This window comes from Glycomyces arizonensis DSM 44726, assembly GCF_000482705.1.
Taxonomy (GTDB): domain Bacteria; phylum Actinomycetota; class Actinomycetes; order Mycobacteriales; family Micromonosporaceae; genus Glycomyces; species Glycomyces arizonensis.
Genome location: NZ_KI519476.1, coordinates 63,987 through 78,163, shown reverse-complemented (window position 1 = coordinate 78,163; position 14,177 = coordinate 63,987). Strand labels below are relative to the sequence as shown.

At 70.5% G+C, this 14,177-nt stretch carries 13 protein-coding genes; 5 read left to right on the top strand and 8 right to left on the bottom strand.

Annotated features, from left to right (window positions below; all coding sequences use genetic code 11):
- Positions 1 to 15: 15 nt before the first annotated feature.
- The 4 genes from H613_RS0123330 to H613_RS0123315 all read left to right on the top strand — a co-directional run bounded on the left by H613_RS0123330 (position 16) and on the right by H613_RS0123315 (position 4,098).
- Entirely contained in the window at positions 16 to 471 is a 456-nt protein-coding gene (locus H613_RS0123330; RefSeq protein WP_026925660.1) for a GatB/YqeY domain-containing protein, read from the top strand.
- A gap of 232 nt (positions 472 to 703) precedes the next feature.
- Positions 704 to 2,308, top strand: coding sequence for a peptide chain release factor 3 (locus H613_RS0123325; RefSeq protein ID WP_035739226.1), 1,605 nt, complete (start codon positions 704 to 706; stop codon positions 2,306 to 2,308).
- A 1-nt stretch (position 2,309) separates the two neighbouring features.
- The gene (rsmA, locus tag H613_RS0123320; RefSeq protein WP_026925658.1) at positions 2,310 to 3,161 is read left to right on the top strand and encodes a 16S rRNA (adenine(1518)-N(6)/adenine(1519)-N(6))-dimethyltransferase RsmA; all 852 of its coding nucleotides are present in this window, start codon (positions 2,310 to 2,312) and stop codon (positions 3,159 to 3,161) included.
- On the top strand, positions 3,154 to 4,098 hold the full coding sequence (locus H613_RS0123315) for a 4-(cytidine 5'-diphospho)-2-C-methyl-D-erythritol kinase (RefSeq protein WP_211234945.1): 945 nt from the start codon (positions 3,154 to 3,156) through the stop codon (positions 4,096 to 4,098). Before rsmA ends, H613_RS0123315 begins: the two co-directional genes overlap by 8 nt.
- 17 nt (positions 4,099 to 4,115) lie before the next feature.
- Here the strand turns inward: H613_RS0123315 and H613_RS0123310 are convergent, their stop codons facing one another.
- From H613_RS0123310 to H613_RS28710, 8 genes are all read right to left on the bottom strand, one after another.
- Entirely contained in the window at positions 4,116 to 5,315 is a 1,200-nt protein-coding gene (locus H613_RS0123310) for a hypothetical protein (protein ID WP_026925656.1), read from the bottom strand.
- 284 nt (positions 5,316 to 5,599) lie between these two features.
- Positions 5,600 to 6,361 (bottom strand): type III pantothenate kinase, encoded by a 762-nt coding sequence (locus H613_RS0123305; protein WP_026925655.1) that lies wholly within the window; start codon positions 6,359 to 6,361, stop codon positions 5,600 to 5,602.
- Positions 6,362 to 6,493: 132 nt separating this feature from the next.
- Positions 6,494 to 7,375 carry a carboxylating nicotinate-nucleotide diphosphorylase gene (gene nadC, locus H613_RS0123300; RefSeq protein WP_026925654.1) on the bottom strand — a complete coding sequence of 294 codons (882 nt, stop codon included), beginning with the start codon at positions 7,373 to 7,375 and terminating at the stop codon, positions 6,494 to 6,496.
- Entirely contained in the window at positions 7,372 to 9,063 is a 1,692-nt protein-coding gene (locus tag H613_RS0123295; protein ID WP_026925653.1) for an L-aspartate oxidase, read from the bottom strand. Before H613_RS0123295 ends, nadC begins: the two co-directional genes overlap by 4 nt.
- A 358-nt stretch (positions 9,064 to 9,421) precedes the next feature.
- Positions 9,422 to 10,888 carry a S10 family peptidase gene (locus tag H613_RS0123290; RefSeq protein WP_026925652.1) on the bottom strand — a complete coding sequence of 489 codons (1,467 nt, stop codon included), beginning with the start codon at positions 10,886 to 10,888 and terminating at the stop codon, positions 9,422 to 9,424.
- 11 nt (positions 10,889 to 10,899) lie between these two features.
- Entirely contained in the window at positions 10,900 to 11,361 is a 462-nt protein-coding gene (gene panD / locus H613_RS0123285; RefSeq protein WP_026925651.1) for an aspartate 1-decarboxylase, read from the bottom strand.
- On the bottom strand, positions 11,354 to 12,184 hold the full coding sequence (gene panC / locus H613_RS0123280; RefSeq protein ID WP_026925650.1) for a pantoate--beta-alanine ligase: 831 nt from the start codon (positions 12,182 to 12,184) through the stop codon (positions 11,354 to 11,356). Before panC ends, panD begins: the two co-directional genes overlap by 8 nt.
- Complete coding sequence (locus tag H613_RS28710; protein WP_051393756.1) at positions 12,181 to 13,113, bottom strand: Rossmann-like and DUF2520 domain-containing protein; 933 nt, start codon at positions 13,111 to 13,113, stop codon at positions 12,181 to 12,183. Before H613_RS28710 ends, panC begins: the two co-directional genes overlap by 4 nt.
- A gap of 124 nt (positions 13,114 to 13,237) precedes the next feature.
- On the opposite strand from H613_RS28710, the gene H613_RS0123265 reads away from it, so the two are divergent.
- Positions 13,238 to 14,176, top strand: coding sequence for an SAM-dependent methyltransferase (locus tag H613_RS0123265; protein ID WP_026925649.1), 939 nt, complete (start codon positions 13,238 to 13,240; stop codon positions 14,174 to 14,176).
- Position 14,177: the final 1 nt, after the last annotated feature.

The following is a 14,177-nucleotide window of genomic DNA, read 5'->3' as shown; positions in this document are numbered from 1 at the left end:
GTAGATTGTCGAGATATGAGTGAGCTGAAGACCCAGTTGGAAACGGATATGCGATCCGCCCTCAAGTCGCGCGACAAGGTGACGCTGGGCACGCTGAGGATGGTCCTGGCGGCGATCCGCAACGAGGAGGTGGCGGGCAAATCCGCGCGCGAGCTCGACGACACCGAGGTCACCAAGGTGCTCATCAAGCAGGCGAAACAGCGCCGCGAGGCCGCCGACGCGTTCCGCGAGGGCGGGCGCGAGGAGTCGGCCGAGGCCGAACTGGCCGAGGAGGCCGTGATCAAGCGCTACCTGCCGGAGGAGCTCACTGAGGCGGAACTCACTGCGATCGTGCGCTCGGCGATCGCCGAAGGCGGCTTCTCGGGACCGAAGGACATGGGCAAGGTCATGAAGATCGTGCAGCCGAAGACCGCGGGCCGCGCGGACGGGAAGGTCGTGGCCGGGATCGTGAAGGCCGAATTGGCCGGGTGAGCGCTGAGCGTGACTACCATCCCTAACCCCCACCCACCCATAAGGGGAATAGGAGCACCATGGCACGCGGGTCCGACAAGAATCGGGCCCGGCGGGACTTCAGGCGCACAAAGCGTCTAGGCGGCGTCCATGTCGCGGCGCGGGGCGTGGGGTGTGGTGCCGTTCGCGGCTATCGTTGAACGCCGAGCCCGCTGCACGAAAGACCTGTTCTCGTCACATCCTTGAGGAATCCATGTCCAGCCACATCACGGCCGAATCCGCCCGCCGTCGCACCTTCGCGGTGATCTCGCACCCCGACGCCGGCAAGTCGACCATCACCGAGGCCCTCGCCCTCCACGGCCAGGCCATCGCCTCGGCCGGCGCCGTCCACGGCAAGGGCGACCGCAAGGGCGTCGTCTCCGACTGGATGTCCATGGAGCAGGACCGCGGCATCTCGATCACCTCGGCCTCCCTCCAGTTCGAGTACCGCGGCTGCGTCGTCAACCTCCTCGACACGCCCGGCCACGCCGACTTCTCCGAGGACACCTACCGCGTGCTGACGGCCGTCGACGCCGCCGTCATGCTGCTCGACGCCGCCAAGGGCCTCGAACCGCAGACCCTGAAGCTGTTCGAGGTGTGCCGGGCGCGCCGCATCCCGGTCATCACGTTCATCAACAAATGGGACCGCCCCGCCAAGGACGCCCTCGAACTGCTCGAGGAGATCGAGAACCGCATCGGCATCAAGCCCACGCCCGTCACCTGGCCCGTCGGCATCGGCGGCGAGTTCCGCGGCGTCATCGAGCGCATCGCCATCGACGGCAGGCGCGCCGAGGGCATGGTCCGCTACGAGCGCTCCCCCGGCGGCCAGCAGCTGGCCGTCACCGAGGTCCTCGGCGCCGACGAGGCCGCCGCCCGCTTCGGCGACGAGTTCGGCCGCGCCTTGGAGGAATCCGAACTGCTCGGCGAGGTGGAGGCCGATTTCGACCAGAAGACCTTCGAGGCCGGGCAGACCACGCCGACGCTGTTCGGCGCGGCCCTGGTGCATTTCGGCATCGGCCAGCTGTTGGACCTGCTCGTCGACATCGCCCCCGCGCCGTTCGCCCGGGAGGACGTCGACGGCGAGCCGCGCGAGCTGGAGTCGGGCTTCTCCGGCTTCGTGTTCAAGTCGCAGGCCAACATGAACGCCTCCCACCGCGACCAGCTCGCGTTCGTCCGCGTCTGCTCGGGGCGCTTCGAGCGCGGCATGCAGGTGACGCAGGCGCAGGGCAAGCGCACCATGTCCACCAAGTACGCGCAGACCATGTTCGGGGCCTCCCGCGACACGGTCGAGGAGGCCTGGCCCGGCGACATCATCGGCCTGGTCAACGCCTCGGGCCTGTCGGTCGGGGACACCATCTACGCGGGCAGGCCCGTCGAGTTCCCGCCGCTGCCGGCCTTCGCGCCCGAGCACTTCGGCGCCCTCCAGATGCACGACACGTCCAAGGCCAAGCGGTTCCGCCGCGGCATCGCGCAGCTCGACGCCGAGGGCGTCGTCCAGGTGCTGTACTCCGAGCGGCGCGGCGAGGCCACGCCGGTGCTGGCGGCGGTCGGCCCGCTCCAGTTCGAGGTCACGCTCGCGCGGCTCGCCGCCGAGTTCGACGTGCCCGCCGCCATCGATCACCTGCCGTACCAGCTGGCGCGGCTCACCGACGCCGACGGCGCCAAGCAGCTGCTCGCCGCGCCCGGCATCGAGGTGTTCACGCGCCCGCGGGACGGCGCGTTCCTGGTGGCGCTGCCCAACAAGTACCGCATCCAGACGCTCCTCAACGACTACCCGGGCCTGGTGCTCGAGCCGCTCCTGGCGGGGGGACAGGGCTGACATGGCGCGGCTGCTGACGTCGGGCGACATCCGGGCCGTGTCCAGGGGGCTGGGCATCCAGCCGACGAAGAAGTGGGGCCAGAACTTCGTCGTCGACGCCAACACCGTGCGCCGCATCGCCGCCGCCGCGGGCCTCGACGCCGACGACGTGGTCATGGAGGTCGGCCCGGGTCTCGGTTCGCTGACGCTGGCGCTCATCGAGATCGCCCGCCGGGTGATCGCCGTCGAGATCGACCCCAAGCTCGCGCTCGCGCTGCCGACCACGGTCGCGCACCGCGCCCCCGAGGAGCACGAGCGGCTCACGGTGATCGAGACCGACGCGGCCCGCATCAAGGCCGAGCAGCTGCCCGAGCCGCCGACTGCGCTGGTCGCGAATCTTCCTTACAACGTGGCCGTACCGGTGGTGCTGCATTCCCTGGAGACGTTCCCGACGCTCCGCAAGGGGCTGGTGATGGTCCAGAGCGAGGTCGGCGACCGGCTCACGGCCTCGCCGGGGTCCAAGATCTACGGCGCGCCCAGCGTCAAGATGGCCTGGTACGCCAAGGCCAGGCGCGCCGGGTCGGTCTCGGCCAACGTGTTCTGGCCGGTGCCCAACGTCGCCAGCGGGCTCGTCGCGTTCGAGCGGATCGAATCGCCCGAGGCGAACCGGGCGGAGGTCTTCGCCGCCGTCGACGCGGCCTTCGGGCAGCGCCGCAAGATGCTGCGCCAGGCGCTCAAGGGCTGGGCCGGATCGGTCGAGGAAGCCGAGGAGATCATGCGTCGGGCGGGAATCGAACCCACACGGCGGGGTGAGTCGTTGGACATTGCGGAGTTCATCGCTCTCGCTGACGCCAAGGAGGCCGCGAATGAATGAGCAGAGCAGCGGGCAGGCCGCGCCCTCCGTGCCGAGCGCGGCCATCGCCGTGGACGTGCCCGCCAAGATCAATCCGCATCTCGGGGTGGGCAACGCGCGGGCCGACGGCTATCACGCGCTTTCGACGGTCTACCAGTCGATCTCGCTGTACGACACGGTGACGGTCGAGAGGGCCGACGAGCCGGGCATCGAGCTGACCGTCGCCGGCGAGGGCGCCGACACGCTGCCCACCGGCGACGACAATCTGGCCGTCCGGGCCGCGAAGCTCGTCGCGATCTACGGGGGCGTGGAGCCCGACGTCCGCATCCACCTCAACAAGCGCATCCCGGTGGCGGGCGGCCTGGCGGGCGGTTCGGCCGACGCGGCCGCGACGCTCGTCGCCTGCGCGCGGCTGTGGGAGGTCGCTATCGGGGACGCCGAGCTGCACCGCCTCGCCGCCGGGCTCGGCTCCGACGTGCCGTTCTGCCTCAAGGGCGGCACCGCGGTGGGCTCGGGCCGCGGCGAGGAGCTGACGCATGTCGACTCGCGCGGCACTTGGCACTGGGTCGTGGCCACCACGGACACGCAGATCTCCACGCCGGAGTGCTTCAAGGAGGTCGACCGGCTGAGGGAGGAGGGCATCGGACGTTTCTCGTCCGATGTGGATCCGATCGTGCGGGCCTTCGAGTCGCAGGTCGGCGCCGACGAGTTGGCGCGCCTGCTGGTCAACGACATGGAAGCCGCTGCCGTGAGCCTGCGCCCGCAGCTCGCCTCGCTCATGCACGGCGGGCTGGAGGAGGGCGCTCTGGCGGCGCACGTCTCGGGTTCGGGCCCGACGGTGCTGTTCCTGGTCGCGGACGTCAAGCACGCGGTGGCCCTGGCGCGCCGCCTGCGCATGCGCGGCGGTGCCCGAAGCGTCCACATCGCCCACGGTCCCGTCTCGGGGCCCGCGGCCTGATCCGAGGCCGCTCTCGGTTATCCAGTCCGCTGGACGCGGCTGCGCGGCCCTCTCGTGGACCCGTCGGCGAAGGCCACTCGGTAATGCACACCGGTACGTCTGGTACGCATTGGTAATGCGGATGGTGCGCGTGCCGTCTCCAGTCGCAATGTCGGCGGTCGTGATTCCACGTGGCCGGTGCGCGCATTCCAGTGGGCGGAAACCTGTGCCTCGGCTCGGATCGCCGTGGCCGTACCGGGCACGGCCGTCACCTCGATCTCGCTGCATTCGGCCACCTCGCCGTCGTGCTGTGCTGGGATGGTGAGGTTCAGGGGGCGTCCGTCCACGGTGACCGCGACTCGGTGCGGTCCCGGCGCTACCTGATAGCGCCACCGGCCCCAGGTCGCGGATTGGACGACACCGTCGATCGCGACGTGCGGACGGCGCGTCCACGCTCGGGCGAGGAAGGCGCCGGACCGGGCCTTGCGGCGGCCGATCCGCAGATGTCTAGCGCATTCCAAGTCGAGGTCGATCGCCGCCTGTCCGGTTGGGACGGCCGGGTCGGCCGCACCGCAGAGCAGCGCGTCGGTTTCGCCGTCCGCGCCCCACGGATACGGCTCGGCCGCTCTCGCCGGGAGCTGCAGCTGTTCGGCCCGCTTGCGCCAGTAAGAGCGTTTTGCCTTGCGCGAGAGCGGTAGGCAGAGGACCGCGACCAGTGCGGTGGCGACCGCGACCACCACTGCTACCGCATAGTTCCTCTGTGAGAAAACCGCTACCAGAATCCAGAGGACCCCGACCAATGCCGCCGCCTGAACGGTCCACACCAGGCAGCCCGAACCGTCGCCGACCCGCTCCAAAGACTCGGGGAAATCCCCGAAGGCATTGCGGCCGGTCAGCGGGTCCTGGTGGTACCCGATCTTCTGCACCTCGTTCTGTCCGACTCGGACCACCACCGGATCGGCGGTGTGGGTGCCCTGCACTTCGATCAAATGCTCACCGACCGGAAGCGCCAGGTCGAGTTGTCCGATCCCGGCCGCGGCGGGGCGGCCGTCGATCGCGATGACCGGGGCGGTTTCCTCGGCGTCGACGGCGATCGAGAGGATGCCTTCGCCGGGGGCGGCCTGGAGCATGGTGCTCGGTTCACGGAAGGTCTTCGGAGTCTCCTTCTTGATGGCGGCCTCGACCTTGTCGACCGGTGGTCTGGCGTCAGCTCTGGCGGCGTCGTCGAACATGAACATGGCGTTGTCCGCAATCCGCAGCGGTCGCGGCGCACGGGAAGCATCGTGGGTTCGGTAGTGGGGCATGTGCGTCTCCCGGTTCGGGCCCGATCGCCTGGGGGAAGTTCGGCTCCAAGGCTAAGGCACGCCTACTCGCGGTGCCCCTGCTCGTATCGGTAGATACCGAGGCAGGTTATAGGCTACGAGCTATAAGCCATACCGATCCCTGCTTATAGGTTATGAATTATAGGCTATATGAGTCATATGCTATAAGATTCAGTTATAGTTATAGGATATAACCTTGCTTATGAGTTGCGGGCGAAGATCATTCGCAGGCCTTGGAGCGTCAGGTTCGGCTCGTAGTGGGTAACGGTTTCGCACTGCTCGATTACGACGGGGGCGAGACCGCCCGTGGCCACTACGGCCGTCGGAGGGGTCTCCAGTTCGGCCGTGATCCGTTTGACCAGGCCGTCGACCTGCGCCGCGGTGCCGTACACCATGCCGGACTGAAGGCATTCCACAGTGTTCTTACCGATGACGTTGCGCGGCTTGATGAGCGGGATTTTCAGCAGGTTCGCCGCGCGTGAGGCGAGGGCGTCGATCGAGATCTCGATGCCCGGGGCGAAGGCCCCGCCGAGGAAGTCGCCGTGTTCGGAGATCACATCGATATTGGTCGAGGTGCCGAAATCGACCGTGATGCACGGCCCGCCGTAGAGGTGATAGGCCGCGTGCGTGTTCGCGATGCGGTCCGGCCCGGCCTCCTTCGGGTTGTCGATGCTCAGCCGCACCCCCGTCTTGACGCCCGGCGCGATCGCCACGAAATGCGCGTGCGGGTAGTAGCGCTGCGCCATCTTGCCGACCTCGGCGGACTGCTGCGGCACCGTGGAGGACAGGGCGATCCCCGTCAGGTTAACGCCGTTGCCGTCGAGCAGCGCGCGGAACGTCAGGCCCAGCTCGTCGGCGGTGGCGTGCGGGTCGGTCCTGATGCGCCAGGAGTGCTTGAGGTGCTCGCCTTCGAAGACGGCCAGCACCGTGTTGGTGTTGCCGATGTCGACGCACAGCAGCATATGGTCCTCCACAGGTCCGGTCACTTCCTCGATCCCCATGACGCGCGTGCCATCAGCGCGACGCCGTTTCCCACAGGACCGCTTGCTTCCTCAAGCTCGTCTTCGGCGCAGTACGGTTCCACACCGGCCCGGTCACTCCTCGAAGTCCAAACCGATGTCCAGAATGGGCGACGAGTGCGTCAGGGCGCCCACGGACACGAAGTCGACCCCGGTGGCGGCGTACTCGACGACGCTTCCGAGCGTGATGGTCCCGGTCGCCTCCAACTGGGCCCGCTCGCCGACGGCGTCGACCACTTCGCTCAGTTCTTTCGGGCTCATGTTGTCGCACAGCAGGAACGTCGCCCCGGCGGCGACCGCCTCCAGCGCCTCCTCGAGCGTCTCGACCTCCACTTGGATGTCGACCTCGGGCTCGGCGGAGCGCACCGCGTGGAAGGCGGCGGAGACCGACCCGGCCGCCTCCTTGTGGTTGTCCTTGATCATCGCGACGTCGTAGAGCCCGAACCGCTTGTTCTCGCCGCCGCCGACGCGCACCGCGTACTTCTCCAGGGCGCGAAGGCCCGGCGTGGTCTTGCGCGTGTCGAGCACGGTCGTGTCCCAGTCGGCGAGCAGGTCGGCGAACCGGCGCGTGTGCGTGGCGATCCCGCTCATGCGGCACAGCAGGTTGAGCGCCGTGCGTTCGGCGGCGAGAAGGTCGCGAGTCTTGCCCGCGATGCGCGCAAGCTGCTGCCCTTCCCTGATACGGGCGCCTTCCCCCGCGAGGTAGGTGAACTCGACGTCGCCGGGCATCGCGTCGAACACGACGTGCGTCACCGGCAGTCCCGCCAGGACGCCGTCGGCGCGCGCGGTGAGGACGACGACCGAGGTGTGCTCGGGCCCGAAGATGGACGCCGAGGTGACGTCGCGGCGCTCGGCCGAGAGGTCCTCGTCGAGGTAGGCCTCGACGTCGACGCGCACGTCCTGCGGGTCGAGGCCGCCGGCCACGAGCCGCGCCGCGGCGTTCCAGTCCTCGCTCATGCGGACTCCCAGGTGGTGTTGAGCTCCCCGTCGGGATTGACGGACAGGTTGAGGTGCCCCCGCCAGTCGTCGGACGTCTCGGGGTGGTCCTCGCGCCAGTGGCTGCCGCGGGTCTCGCGGCGGCGGTGCGCGGCCGCGGTCAGGGCGGTGGCGACGGTGAGGAGGTTCGTGGCCTCCCAGGTGGCCGGGCGCGGGCGTCCGGACACATTGTCCCCCAGCGCCGTCAGCGCCTCGGCGGTGGCTTCGAGACTCTCGGCCGAGCGCAGGACACCCGCGCCCGCGGTCATCGCGTCCTGGATCGGCGCGCGGGAGGTCGTCGAGCAGACCCACCCTTCGGCCTCGGGCAGCTCGGGCACGCCCGGGCTGGGCTTGTGCTCGGCGAGGTCGTCGGCGATCCGGTGAGTGAACACGAGCGCTTCGAGCAGGGAGTTCGACGCGAGCCGGTTGGCGCCGTGCAGGCCGGTGCAGGCGGCCTCCCCGGCGGCGTACAGGCCGGGGACGGTGGTGCGGCCGCGCAGGTCGGTGCGGACGCCGCCGGAGGCGTAGTGCGCGGCGGGAGCAACGGGGATGAGGTCGGTGACGGGGTCGATGCCGCCGGCGCGGCACGAGGCGGTGACGGTCGGGAACCGCTCTTCGAGCATGGCGCGCCCGAGGTGACGGGCGTCGAGCCACACGTGCGGCCTGCCTTCGGCCTTCATGCGGGCGGTGGCGGCCTTGGCGACGACGTCGCGCGGCGCGAGCTCGGCGAGTTCGTGGAAGCCGACCATGAAGCGCTCCCCCGAGAAGTCGCGAAGGTACGCTCCCTCACCACGTATCGCCTCGGTGACCAGGGGCTGGCGCCCGCGAAGCGGGCTCTGGTCCGGCTGGTCCTGTCGGACCCCCTCGTTACTGTTCGCGTACAGCGCCGTCGGATGGAATTGGACGAATTCGAGATCGGTGACGTCGGCCCCGGCCCGCAGCGCCAGGGCCACGCCGTCGCCGATGGACACCGAAGGGTTGGTGGTCGACTGGTAGATCTGCCCCATGCCGCCGGTGGCGAGCACGACCGCGCGGGCCTCGACGCCGCCGACGCCGTGCTCCACGCCCTCGCCGAGGACGTGGAGGCTCACGCCGGCCGCGTGCCCGGTGTGGTCGACGAGCAGGTCGAGGACCATGGCGTTCTCGATGATGCGGATCCACGGGTCGCGCAGCACGGCCTGGTGGAGGGCGCGCTGGATCTCGGCGCCGGTGGCGTCGCCGCCGGCGTGGATGATGCGCCGCGCGCGGTGGCCGCCTTCGCGGGTGAGCTGGAGTGACCCGTCGGGGTGGCGGTCGAAGTTCGCGCCGGCGTGGATGAGGTCGGCGACCCTGTCGGGGCCTTCGGTGACGGTGACCTCGACCGCGGCCGGGTCGCACAGGCCCACGCCCGCGATCTGGGTGTCGCGGGCATGGGCCTCGGGAGTGTCGAGCGGGTCGAGCACGGCGGCCACGCCGCCCTGCGCCCACCGCGTGGAGCCGTCGTCGATGTGGACCTTGGTGACCACGGTGACGTGGAATCCGGCTTGGCGCAGGTTGAGGGCGCAGGTGAGGCCCGCGACGCCGGAGCCGATGACGCACACGTCGGTGGTCTCGGTCCAGGACGGGGCCGCGGCCCGCAGCCGCCGCGGCAGGCGCGGCAGCCGAAGCGGCGGTGTGGTCGGCGGTGTCACCGGTTCGATGTCCTCCTTGTGCGGCCAGCCCGGCGGGCGGCTTCGACGCGGCGCAGCGCGGCGGATCCGCGTGCACGCCGCCACCGCGGCCGCGATGCGGCCGCCTGCGGCGGCGTGGTCGGCGGTGTCACCGGTTGATGCGCTCCTGGTGCTGTGCTTCCAGTGTCGCCCGAAGGCGCTCCGGATGCGGTGTTGCTAGGGGGTGTCTGGTGGATCAGGGCGAGGCGGTATCCGAGTCCATTTGTTCGCTCGCAAGGCGGAAGGGCTTCCAGATCCCGGTGTTGGATCTGGGAGCCCGACAACGCAGCGAGCGGGCAAATGGGCCGGATAGCGCCCGTTCTGATCCACCAGACACCCCCTAGCTTCGCCCGGAGGCGCTTCGGATGAAGGCGGCGAGGTCCGCGGCCTGCTGGAGGCGCGAGGGCCCGTGCACGTACATCATGTGCCCGGTCGGGTAGACCCTGGTCTCGATCCGCTCGCGCGCTTCGAGCGGGATCTCCAGGTGGTCGAGCGTGTACTCGATCGCCTCGATCGGGACGCCGCCGTCGTAGCGGCCCATCGCCACGTGCACCTTCAGGTGCGGGTTGGCGCGCATCGCGTTGCCGAGCCTGTCGATGACGTCGACGGCGTTGCCCTCGAACTCCTTGTACGACCACGGGTGGACGTTGCGCGAGAGCGTCTCGTACACCGCGTCGTTCTCGTACTCCAGCTCGCCGTGCAGGTAGGCCTGGAGCGCGGCCGTGTACGGCCCGTCGATGGCCGACAGGAACGGGTCGAACGCCATCACCTCGTGGGTGTAGTTGTCCGCCGGCCCGGTGAAGCGCGTGTCCAGCCGCCCGGTCACGAGCTTCCGGTGCCGCAGCAGCTCGGAGTAGTACCGCGTGTGCTCCAGCCGCAGGTTGGCGTTGTCGACGTACTCCTCGCTCACCCCGGCCAGCGAGGCGATCTTGGCGACGGCGGCGGCCCGCTCCTCGGGCGTGAGGTTCTGGCCCTTGGCGAGCACGGCGCGGAACTCGTCGGCGTAGGCGCGCGCCTCGGCGACGAGGTCGTCGAGCTCGCGGTCGGGGTGCAGGCCGTGGTAGTGGGCGGTCGCCGCGTAGGTCGGCAGGAACAGCGGGTTCGGCAGGTCGGAGTAGCGCGCGTGGTAGAGCGTCTCCATGTTGAACGCCGGGGCCAGGAACATGACGCCGTTGAGGAACATGCCGTGGCGCGACTGCAGGTAGTCGGCCAGGCCCGCGCCGCGGGTGCCGCCGTAGGACTCGCCGATGAGGAACTTGGGCGAGAGCCAGCGGCCCTGCCTGGTGGTCCACAGCCGGATGATCTCGCCGACGGATTCGATGTCGCCGGTGAAGCCGTGGTAGTCCTTCGGCTTCTCGCCCTCGGCGGCGCGGGAGTAGCCGGTGGAGACCGGGTCGATGAAGACCAGGTCGGTGTGGCGCAGCAGGGTCTCCTCGTTGTCGAGCAGCCCGTACGGCGGCGGGGTGAGGTCTCCGACGTCGCCGGAGTCGACCCGGCGGGGCCCGAGCAGGCCCAGGTGCAGCCAGATCGAGGAGGATCCGGGGCCGCCGTTGAACGCGAAGGTGACCGGCCGGGAGGCGGCCTCGGCGCCGTCGAGCGTGTAGTAGGTGATCGAGAGTTCGGCCTTGGCTTTGCGGCCGTTGTACTTCTCGTCCTCCGTCACCTCTTCGCGCAGGACGATCCGCCCGGTGGTGGCGGTGTAGGAGAGGTCACCAAGGGTGTGGTGGGTGGTCTTGAGGTCGTCCGAGGGCTCGGGTTTGTCGCCCTGCCCGCCCTCGGCGGTCTCGTGCTTCGTTTCTTCGGTCATGGTCAAGAAACTTACCGCTCGGCTAGTGACGTCGCCACCGCGTTGCCCGCGGCCTGCCCGGCCAGCGGCGGCGCCACGGGGTTCCCGGCGGTGCCGGGCGCGGGAACGGCCTTGTCGCCGTTCACCTCGATGATCTCGTTGCGCTCGTTGACATGCACGACGCGCGGCGTGTACGCGCGCGCCTCGGCGTCCTCCATCTGCGCGTATGAGATGAGGATCACCAGGTCACCGGGGTCGATGAGGTGGGCGGCGGCGCCGTTGATGCCGATGACGCCGCTGCCGCGCTCTCCGGCGATGGTGTAGGTCTCCAGCCGCGCGCCGTTGGTGATGTCGACGATGGCGACCTGCTCGCCGTCGAGGATGTCGGCGGCCTCCAGCAGGTCCGCGTCGACGGTCACCGATCCGACGTAGTGCAGGTCGGCCTGCGTGACGGTGGCGCGGTGGATCTTGGACTTGAACATGTTCCTAAGCATCGGGGTCTCCGATCGTGACGGCGGCGTTGTCGATCAGGCGGGTGGTGCCCGCCTTGGCGGCGATGAGGAGCCGGGCGGGCCCCGAGGCGGGGGCCTCACCGAGGTCGCCCGCGCGCACGACCGCGTAGTCGACGGCCAGGCCGGGCTCGGCGGCGAGGACCTTCTCGGCGGCGGCGAGCGGATCCGGCGAGCCCTGGGCGGCGCGGATGGCGTGCGGGATGGCCTGCGCGGCGGCCCGCTCGGCCTCAGAGAGGTAGACGTTGCGGCTGGACTTGGCCAGGCCGTCGGCTTCGCGCACGGTCGCCACGGGCACGATCTCGATGCCGAAGTCGAGGTCGCGCACCATGCGGCGCACGAGGGCGAGCTGCTGGAAGTCCTTCTCCCCGAAGCAGGCGACGTCGGGCCGGGTGAGGTGGAACAGCTTGGCGACGACGGTGAGGACGCCGGTGAAGAAGCCGGGCCTGGAGGCGCCTTCGAGGAGGTCGCCGTCGGGACCGGCGTGGACGGTGGTCAGGCCGTCCCTCCCGTGCGGGTACAGCTCGGATTCGGCGGGCGCGAACACGAGGTCGACGCCCGCTTCTTCGCAGACTGCGACGTCGGCGTCGAGCGTGCGCGGATAGCGGTCGAGGTCTTCGCCGGGCCCGAACTGGAGCGGGTTGACGAAGACGGTGGCGATCACCGCGTCGGCGCTCTCGCGCGCGCGCCGGAAGTTGGCGCGGTGGCCCTCGTGCAGCGCCCCCATGGTGGGGACGACGGCGACGCGGCCCGGCAGGGCGCCTCGGGCCCGTGCCAGGTCGTCTCGGGTGTGGACGAGCAGGCTCATTCTGGAGTCTCCTCCTCGGGGTGGGCGGGGTTGGAAAGGGGGTTGGAGAGGACTTCGAGCAGTCCTTCGGCGTCGGCGGCGCCGAGCCGGCCGGAGTCGAGGGCGCGTTCGGCGGTGCGCCGGGCCAGCGCGCGGTAGGCGTCGGCGATGTCGGTGCCGGCCAGGGCTCGGAGGTGCCCGGCGACGGTGCCCGCGTCGCCGCGCGAGACGGGGCCGGTGAGCCCGGCGTCGCCGTGGCGCAGCGCGTTGTCGAGCGCGGCGGAGGCGAGCGGGGCGAGCAGCCGCTCGGGCTCGGCCACGCCCATGTCGCGCAGCTGGTCGACGGTGTCGTTGACGAGTGTGACGAGGTGGTTGGCGGTGTAGACGAGCGCGGCGTGGTAGCGCGCGCGGTCGGCCTCGCCGATGTGCTCGGGTTCGCCGCCCATCTCGACGACGAGGGCCTCGCCGATGTAGCGGGCGTCGGCCTCGCCGGTGACGGCCCAGGAGATCCCGCTGAGCCGTTCGAGGTCTTCGGCGCGGCCGGTGAAGGTCATGGCGGGGGCGAGCGCGGCGGTGAGGGCCCCCGCGTCGTGGGCGGGCCGCAGGACGCCGACGCCGTTGGCCCCGGAGGTGTGGACGACGATCTGGCCGGGCCGGAAGGGCAGGGCGGCGACGAGCGGCGCGATGGCGTCGTCCGGGACGGCGATGACGACCAGTTCGGCCGAGGCGGTGACGTCCGGGGGCGGGAGGATCTCGGCATCGGGGAAGGAGCGCGCGGCGCGGGCGCGGGAGGCTTCGGAGACGGCCGTGGCGGCCACGATGCGGTGTCCGGCCCTTTGGAGGGCGGAACCGACGATGGAGCCGACCCGTCCGGCGGATACGACGCCGACCGCGAGGCGGCTGGCCGCCGTCCGCTGCGGCCGCGTCGAGGCGGCGCTGTGCTGCTCCATGATGCTGATCCAGTCCTTCTCGAGGTACCGGTCGTCGCTTACGGATCAATTGTGCTTCGTCGATACGGCGACGCCAGCCCGGGAGGCCCGGAGTGGCGATTTTCACGACGGCTAGGGTCAGAAGATGACCCAGTTCACACGCTGGAGCGTCGCAATGGAGCGCGCACTGTACGGGCCCGGCGGCTTCTACCGCCGTGAGCTGCCCCGCAACCACTTCTCGACCAGCGCGCAGACGCCGGTGTTCGCCGAGGCCGTCGCCCGTCTGGCCGGGGAGGTGGACGAGGCCCTCGGCAGACCGGCGACGTTCGACGTGGTGGACGTGGGGGCGGGGAACGGCGAGCTGCTCGGCCACCTGGCGTCGCTGCTGGACGAGCGGGCGCATCTGACGGCCGTGGAGCTGCGGCCGAAGCCGAAGGACCTCCCCCAGCGCATCTCGTGGCGCGCCGACGTGCCCTCGGGCGTCACAGGCTTGGTGATCGCCTGCGAGCTGCTGGACAACGTGCCGTGCGATGCGGCGGTGGTGGACGGGGAGGGCGAGGTCCGCTACGAGGAGGTCGACGAGGTCGGAACGACGCGACCGGGGGATCCGATCGAGGACGCCGACGCGAAGTGGCTGGCCGAATGGTGGCCGATTCACCAGGTCGGCGAGCGGGCCGAGATCGGGCGCCCCAGGGAGGCGAAGTGGCGGGAGCTGGCCGAGTGCATCGACGCCGGAACGGTCTTGGCGATCGACTACGGCCACACCAGGGCCGACCGTCCGGAGACGGGGACGATCGTCGGCTTCCGTGACGGCCGCGGTGTGGGGCCCGTTCCGGACGGCACCTGCGACATCACCGCGCATGTGGCGGTCGACGCGATCCCGTGCGACCGGGCGCGGACGCAGCGGGAGGCGCTGCGTGAGCTGGGCCTGCCGATCGACCGGCCGCCGCTGGCGCGGGCGTACCGGGACCCGACCGGCTACGCGGTGGAATTGGCGCGAGCCTCGGCCTCGGCGCGCCTGACCGACCGGTCGGGGCTCGGCGCCCACTGGTGGATGTCCACCTCCAAGCCCGGAGGCCGCTGAG